The following is a 6,599-nucleotide window of genomic DNA, read 5'->3' as shown; positions in this document are numbered from 1 at the left end:
CGACCCATGAACAGGCACGCCAGCGCATCTTCTGGTTCCTGGAGGGGTGGTACAACCTGCGCCGTTTGCACAGCAGCATCGGCTATTGCTCGCCGCTTGAATTCGAGAATCCAAACGATAAAACGAAAACCGTGCTGCCTTGCGGGTTGCCCACCGCCGGGCAGCGTCATGGTCGAGACAGGCGACCTGCCGCCCGGCCGTGGACAACCCGCGACGCAACAGGAGGATCCACACCTGGCTAAAACCAACTGCAGATCCGTCCGTCGAACCGGGTCACTCTCACACTTTGCGGCACAGGTCCGTTGCAGGCGTCGTCGGGCAAGACGGTCCGGCATCGTTTGAACAGAGGCGGTGATCGGTCCGCAAATAACGCCCTATCGACCATTGCCCTGGTTCGGATGCGCAGTGATCCGCATACCCGTGCGTATGTGGATCGTCGGACAAAGGAAGGCATGTCGAACAAGGAAATCCATCGCTGCCTGAAACGGTATATCGTCCGGGAACTGTACCCGCTCATCCTGGTCGATCTGGCCGATTCGACGCCTCTCCATTGACATAGGAGCGTCAACGCGCCGATGGAAAGCTTCTGGGGTTCGCTCACTTGTGCATCATGAACGCTTGGCTACGCGTCAACAGGCACGCAACGCGATCACCGAATATATCGAAATCTTCTACAACCAGCAGCGCAAACAGGCTCGCCTTGGCTACCTGTCTCCTGCCGCCTTCACGCAGCAGCTCTTCAAAAATAAACTCGCTGCTTAACCCGTCGGTCTCCACTATCGACGACCGACCACACGCGTGGCCAAAGCGCCGCACCTCGAGACCGAAGAACGCGGTCAACAAGACGTATGAGACAGAAGCTACTTTTCATCCTGTCCCATGGTCCAGATCCGCGTTCCTCAACGCCGTTGATGGCCATTTAAACTATTCACGCACGAAAGAGGCCAGCTGCTTTCGTGGCTCCCTTCGCTGCGGCGCTTTGTGCGACACTATTGTTAGTGTAACGACCAACGGTGTTTCCGACTACGCTACCGAAGAACGACTCCGGACCCGTGGGAATGTCCCCTACCCCATTGACAACCTGACGCCCACCTTCAAATACCTGGTGAGCGTTGCCTTTTTCCAACCCGCTGACAACGTTTGACGAACCAGTGCCGATGTCCTGTACACCCTTGGGAATATTGCTGAACGTTTTGGTAACGCCCTGCTGGACATTATCCGTAAGAGTTTGATAGCCGTTAATATATCGTGCAGTCGATGGGTCATCTTGTTTGACGGTGTTCAGGACGCTATTAGACGGAGCATTCATTGCGGTATACCATGTCTTACCCGCATTCCCGATGGTTTTTGTGCTATCAGACAATTGTGTACTAAGTCCATTTCTAAGGTCTGCAGTAAAGTTTCCGTTATGAAACGATTGAATGCTACTTTGGAGATCTGAGCCCTGTTTTTTTACGGCAGCTGCAAGTTGACTAGCATCGCCCTTCACATTGCTCACCTGATTGTCGAAGTTTTGCTTGATAGTATTGAAGATTGATGACATGATACGCTCCTTCTAAGTATAAAAAAGTAATCTCGGTGACAAGTTATTTTGTCAATCGACTGGTTAAGTCCCAATACATTCGCATTGGGGTTTGAAGAAGTCAACCCAGGATTCGGACGACTCAATATAAACATACCACTTGAACCTCAACCGATTGTCAATAAACGTTACGATTTTAAACTGCGATCTTGGCATGAATTTTTAACTGATAAACGACTTCTTATAGAGGACGTTTGGACAATCGGTGCAACACGTGCGGTTCTGCCGCAGCAAGGTAGGCGGAAGAAAGTGGAAAACGGAGATCAGGAACGTATGGGGAACCGCACGAAGGACTTTCGCGAGCAGGCAGTGAAGCTCGTACTGCTAGACGGGCTGTCGCTATTGGAGGCATCGCGGCGTCTTTCGTTGCGGAACAGGACACTGGGCAACTGGGTGCGACGCCGCCCAGAAGGGCAAGCTGACTGAAATCGGCGAGCAACAGAAGCCCGTCACGGAACTGGAAGCAGAGCTGCGCGGGTCAAGCGTGAACTGGCGGTCGTCACGATGGAGCGCGACGCGTTAAGAAAAGCGACGGTCTATTAAGCGGCAATGCAGCCACACCGCGCAGTTGATGATGTTCCGGTGAAAACCGGTAGCCCTTGAACGAAATCGACGCCTCGGTCAATCGCAGTACGGAGGCGAATGCTTGCTTTATGTCTGCTTCGCGTCAGCGTAAGCGTCGGTCAACAGCTTCACTCTCTCTTCGCGCCCAGGTGTCTTGTCAGGATGAAGCCGCTGCGCGCCGGCGACCTGTCAGCGGTGTACGTGCCCACCGTTGACGACGAAGCGTTCCGGGATCTGGCACGTGCGTGGGTGAGCGCCAGGGGCGGCCTGAAGCGTGCCCGGCAACGGCTGAAGTCCTTCCCGCTCTCGCACGGCGTGCGCTATACCGGAAGCGCGAACTGGAGCCCCGCGCACCGGCACTGGCCAAGCCAGTATTCGTTGGGCAACGAATGGCAGCAACGGGCGTTTGAAGAACATCGACGCATGATTGGGGATCGCCTCGCGCAGTGCGAGCGTCTCGAGACCGCGTTGCGCGAGGCGGTGCCCAACTGGTGATTCTATCCAGCTGTCCTGGACGTTCACCACGGCCGTAGGGGTGCTCGCCGAACTGGGGGACCTGTTGCGCTTCGAGCATCCGCGTCAGCTGATGGCCTGGCTCGGCGTGACGCCGTCAGAACACTCATCGGGCGAGAAACGCCGCCGGGGCAGCATCACGAAGACCGGCAACAGTTACGCCAGAAAGCTGCTCGTCGAGGCGGCATGGAGCTACTGGCATCCGGCACGCGTGAGTCCCGACATTCAGCGCCGCCACGAAGGCATCCCGAAGGTCACCATTGATCGGCGCCTGGGACACGCAGCTGCGGTTATGCCGCCGATATCGCAGGCTCGCGGCACGCGGCAAAAACCCGAACATCGCGACGGTCGCGGTTGCCCGGGAACTGGCCGGTTTCATCCGGGACGTCAGCCGTCTGGCAATGTCGCTCGCCGTGCCAGGCACCGCACACGCAGCGTAACCCACCCGACCATTCAAATTTGACCAACATCTGGAGAACAGTTTCCTGAAGGCGGCGTAGCCCCAGTACTCGGGCAACCCGTGGCTAAACATGGCAACTTGCATCAACCGATTTGCGGAACAAGGGAGGGGCAGGCTCACGAGACGGACCTCTGTAATGCGGTAACCAACCCGCGGATATCAGTGTGATTCACCGTCGGATTTACTGCTACGCCGCCCTCAGGAAATTCAGATCAACCTATCGCAAAGAAGATGCTTATGAAAAACTGAAAATCGATCCCGTTTGACACGGAAAGTCATATCCGTTTAGCAAGTACGTGGGCCTGGATGTACATCAGGAAACCGTTGCCGTGGCGGTCGCCGACACGGCTGGCGAAGTCCGGTATCTGGGCGAGATCGTGAACACACCCGAGGCCATTGCGAAACTCGTTGGACAGATCAAGCGGGGCACGGGCCGACAACTTGCGTTCAGCTACGAAGCCGGCCCCTGTAGCTACACCATTCGCCGACAGCTGCGGGAGCTCAAGCAGGACTGCCAGGTCGTGGCGCCCTCGCTGATTCCGAAGAAGCAAGGCGAACGCGTAAAGACTGACCGGCGCGATGCCCTAAGCCTGGCGCGCCTGCATTGCGCCGGCGAGTTGAGCCCCGTATGGGTTCCTGATCATGCACAGGAGGCGCTGTGCGATCTGACCCGTGCGCGTGAGGACATCAAGCATCTGCGACGTCAGGCCAAGCAACGGCTGTTGTCATTTCTGCCGCGCCATGGTCATCGCTACGCGGGCCGCTCCCGGTGGACACAAGCCCACAGCCGCTGGCAGGAGGGCATCAAGTTCGCCCGGCCGTAGCAACAGATCGTACTGCACGAATATATCGACACGGTACAAGCCTGAGGCAGGCACGTGGTCAGCCTCGACCACGAATTGAGACGGCGGCACACGCCAGCGCGCTCTGGCCGGTGATCGAGGAGTTGATGGCGCTGCGCGGCATCGGTCTGCTCGCAGCAGTGACCGTCGTGGCCGAACTCGGTGATCTCGCACGGTTTACTGGCCCGCACCTAGCCACGAACCGCTCACGGTGAAGGAAATGGCCATGCAATTACCCGTGAACCCCTGGCAGAGCGTCACCTTGCGCGAAGGCAGCAACGCAGCACTCCGCTCACGTTTTGCCGCCGTACGGGTTCGTCCCGCGCATCGTGACTATTGGCCAAGTACCGTTCGCGACGAACAATGGCTGCTCATTGAATGGCCCGATGGCAATCCGGAGCCACTCAAATACTTTCTGAGCACCACTCCCGGGGAGGCAACAATTGAACAGCTTGTGTTCGTGCCAAAGATGCGCTGGCGTATCGAGCGCGATTATCAGGACCTGAAACAGGAGTTCGGACTCGCTCACTACGAAGGTGAGGCTGGCGTGGCTTTCATCACCATGCCACGCTGAGCATCGCTGCATATGGGATTCTGATGGCTCAGCGACTCAGGATGCGATCAGATGTGCGCGATAAAAAAGCCTCATCGAACGCGCGCTGCCTGCACTTTCCCCGGATTACATCCCACGGGGCAGCAGCGCACAACGCCACGTTCCTGATTCCATTATCAAGTCGCGTATCCTGCCTAGACGGCGGCCACCCGGCGACGGTAAGGTAACAGACTGCGCGAATGATTTTGTGAAACAGTAAGCCTTCTATGGGGCATTGGAAGTCAAGCCCTTTCGCGATCCATTTTCCCGTCAGCTTTCTCGCATTCGAGATCGTGACGGCTTATCCACGGCCGGCCGGCGGGTCGCTTGTTACGACCGCCACGCTGGCCGGCGGTGGATAATCTCTCACGATCAGATGTTTTGTAATCCTCCATATCAAGCGAGAACAGCAGTGAGGTCGGAGTGCCTGAAGTCCGGAAAATTGTTGAATCAGGCGCCTGACTGGCTGCTGCGCTGGAAGCGCAGCAGCCAGTTCCACCATCAGCCATCGGGCTCGCTTGTTGCCGATCTTGCTGATGACCTGCTCAGCTTCACTGGTACCACTGGCATCGGCGTTGGGGCCAGGCCCAGGCAGCCGGCCAGTTCGCGGCGGTTGTAAAACTGTCGCCAACCGGACGATTCCCTGACCAGGACCCCGGCACTGCCGGGGCCGATACCCGCAAGGCGCGCGAGCCGCGCAATCGCGGGTTGCGCACCGCTGCACACCTCGCGCTGCTGCTGTACCTCGAGCGCCCTGATCTGCCTGGCAGCCGGCGACAGTCACTCACATTCGCGTTCGATCCCGGCGCGTAGACCCGCCAACAATCGGGCGGCGTTCTGTGCCCACCAGTGGGCCCACGCGCGCCCACCGATGTGCCCGACCCGCAGGTTGTGGCGTATCAGCAGCAAGCGGGTCCGGTTGCTGTGGGCGGTACGCTCCTGCCGCAGGCGACCGGGCTTACGGTGTACTCGCCGCTCATCTTCCTGTGCGAGGGTGGAAATGCGCGCGATGGCTCACATCCTGCGTTCACCACCGTAGTAGCGCATCAGGTCAAGCATCTCCAAGGCAATGCGACTCCCCGCGTTCAATCACGAATTAACAGCCTCCTTGAAAGCCTTTCCCGCGGAAAACTTGACGGCCTTGGACGCCGGGATTGTTATTGCTTCGCCTGTCGCTGGGTTGCGTCCCACCCTCTCGGCACGGTCACCTGAAGAGAATGTGCCGAACCCGATCAGCTGGACTGCGTCGCCACGCGTCACTGCCTGTGTGACGGCATCAAGAATCGCATCAATGGCTTCAGCGGTGCTTGACTTGCTTTCGCCGGTCAACGCCGAAACCTGATCAATGAGGTCCTGCTTGTTCATCCTGGCTCCTTTGCTTGATTTCCGCTTGTTTCGAGCGGACCTTTGGCTAACCCATAATAAAGTGATAAAGCAACTGCGGCGACTGCGTCGTGAACCGCAAACAACATCGTACAAGCAACTGCTGCGCAACGCTCAGGCGAGCAGATACCACGCACGCCTGTCCGCGACCGTTGAGACGATCGGGCAGTCCACAGCATGCGGATTTGTCAACAAACAATTGCGCTCAGCGCGAATCACACCGCGTTGTGCATTCCAGCTTCGATCAAACAAATGCTTATTGCAGATCGTCACTTTTGCCATCGGCGAGAAGGCTTGAATTCTGACGATGCAGATCCTCCCATTTCCGTCACATCTTGACAAGTTCGTCGGCAAGCGGTCGTTCGTCGGGCGGCAACATCTGGTATTCAGCGGCGAGAACCTTGTTCGGCAGACCCTCAAGAGCATAGCGAGCAGCCGCCGCGTTTGTCCGGGCGCAAGAGATCAGATCGACCGGTGGATTCTCTTCAGGAAGCACCCAGTGCTCTTTCGCATAATTGCAGTACATGTGCATCTGTCCAACATCGGCGTGATTTATTGAGTTTCCCATAAAACATGACAACCGATTCGATGCTGGCGCGTTATATCTCTAACGGATTGAATGGAGATACGCGCCATGGCAAAGAAGCCGTTGGACGAGGCAAC

At 57.4% G+C, this 6,599-nt stretch carries 6 protein-coding genes and 5 pseudogenes; 8 read left to right on the top strand and 3 right to left on the bottom strand.

Features of this window, described 5'->3' with window-relative positions:
* The 3 genes and pseudogenes from HV796_RS43640 to HV796_RS39565 all read left to right on the top strand — a co-directional run.
* Positions 1-242, top strand: a pseudogene (locus tag HV796_RS43640) (hypothetical protein); the annotation flags it as partial.
* A gap of 6 nt (positions 243-248) precedes the next feature.
* Positions 249-554, top strand: a complete 306-nt coding sequence (locus HV796_RS39570; RefSeq protein WP_281369988.1) for a transposase — start codon at positions 249-251, stop codon at positions 552-554.
* 12 nt (positions 555-566) lie between these two features.
* A pseudogene (locus HV796_RS39565) lies at positions 567-762 on the top strand (IS3 family transposase); the annotation flags it as partial.
* A 166-nt stretch (positions 763-928) separates the two neighbouring features.
* On the opposite strand, the gene HV796_RS39560 reads toward HV796_RS39565, so the two are convergent.
* Positions 929-1,543 (bottom strand): hypothetical protein, encoded by a 615-nt coding sequence (locus HV796_RS39560; protein ID WP_175233201.1) that lies wholly within the window; start codon positions 1,541-1,543, stop codon positions 929-931.
* Positions 1,544-1,855: 312 nt separating this feature from the next.
* Here HV796_RS39560 and HV796_RS46465 point away from each other — a divergent pair, with 312 nt between their 5' ends.
* From HV796_RS46465 to HV796_RS39540, 4 genes and pseudogenes are all read left to right on the top strand, one after another.
* The gene (locus HV796_RS46465) at positions 1,856-2,008 is read left to right on the top strand and encodes a transposase (RefSeq protein WP_484555923.1); all 153 of its coding nucleotides are present in this window, start codon (positions 1,856-1,858) and stop codon (positions 2,006-2,008) included.
* 300 nt (positions 2,009-2,308) lie between these two features.
* Positions 2,309-3,099, top strand: a pseudogene (locus HV796_RS39550) (IS110 family RNA-guided transposase); the annotation flags it as partial.
* A gap of 349 nt (positions 3,100-3,448) precedes the next feature.
* Complete coding sequence (locus tag HV796_RS39545) at positions 3,449-3,943, top strand: IS110 family transposase (protein ID WP_246356329.1); 495 nt, start codon at positions 3,449-3,451, stop codon at positions 3,941-3,943.
* 205 nt (positions 3,944-4,148) lie between these two features.
* Positions 4,149-4,773 (top strand): annotated as a pseudogene (locus HV796_RS39540) (hypothetical protein); the annotation flags it as partial.
* A gap of 869 nt (positions 4,774-5,642) precedes the next feature.
* Here HV796_RS39540 and HV796_RS39535 read toward each other — a convergent pair.
* A complete protein-coding gene (locus HV796_RS39535; protein WP_175233199.1) occupies positions 5,643-5,918 on the bottom strand; it encodes an HU family DNA-binding protein in 276 nt (91 codons plus the stop codon).
* On the opposite strand from HV796_RS39535, the gene HV796_RS39530 reads away from it, so the two are divergent.
* Positions 5,911-6,234, top strand: coding sequence for a hypothetical protein (locus HV796_RS39530; protein WP_175233198.1), 324 nt, complete (start codon positions 5,911-5,913; stop codon positions 6,232-6,234). The two genes, HV796_RS39535 and HV796_RS39530, sit on opposite strands and share 8 nt — an antisense overlap.
* 30 nt (positions 6,235-6,264) lie before the next feature.
* Here the strand turns inward: HV796_RS39530 and HV796_RS39525 are convergent.
* Positions 6,265-6,495, bottom strand: a pseudogene (locus HV796_RS39525) (PDDEXK nuclease domain-containing protein); the annotation flags it as partial.
* Positions 6,496-6,599 lie beyond the last annotated feature (104 nt).

The organism is Paraburkholderia humisilvae, assembly GCF_902859855.1.
Taxonomy (GTDB): domain Bacteria; phylum Pseudomonadota; class Gammaproteobacteria; order Burkholderiales; family Burkholderiaceae; genus Paraburkholderia; species Paraburkholderia humisilvae.
Note: the sequence above shows the minus strand (reverse complement) of the source record. Positions and strands in the feature narration are given on the sequence as shown.

Coding starts and splice junctions, on each gene's coding strand:
- HV796_RS39560 (WP_175233201.1), bottom strand. CDS start 1,543: ATGTCATCAATCTTCAATACTATCAAGCAAAACTTCGACAATCAGGTG.
- HV796_RS46465 (WP_484555923.1), top strand. CDS start 1,856: ATGGGGAACCGCACGAAGGACTTTCGCGAGCAGGCAGTGAAGCTCGTA.
- HV796_RS39535 (WP_175233199.1), bottom strand. CDS start 5,918: ATGAACAAGCAGGACCTCATTGATCAGGTTTCGGCGTTGACCGGCGAA.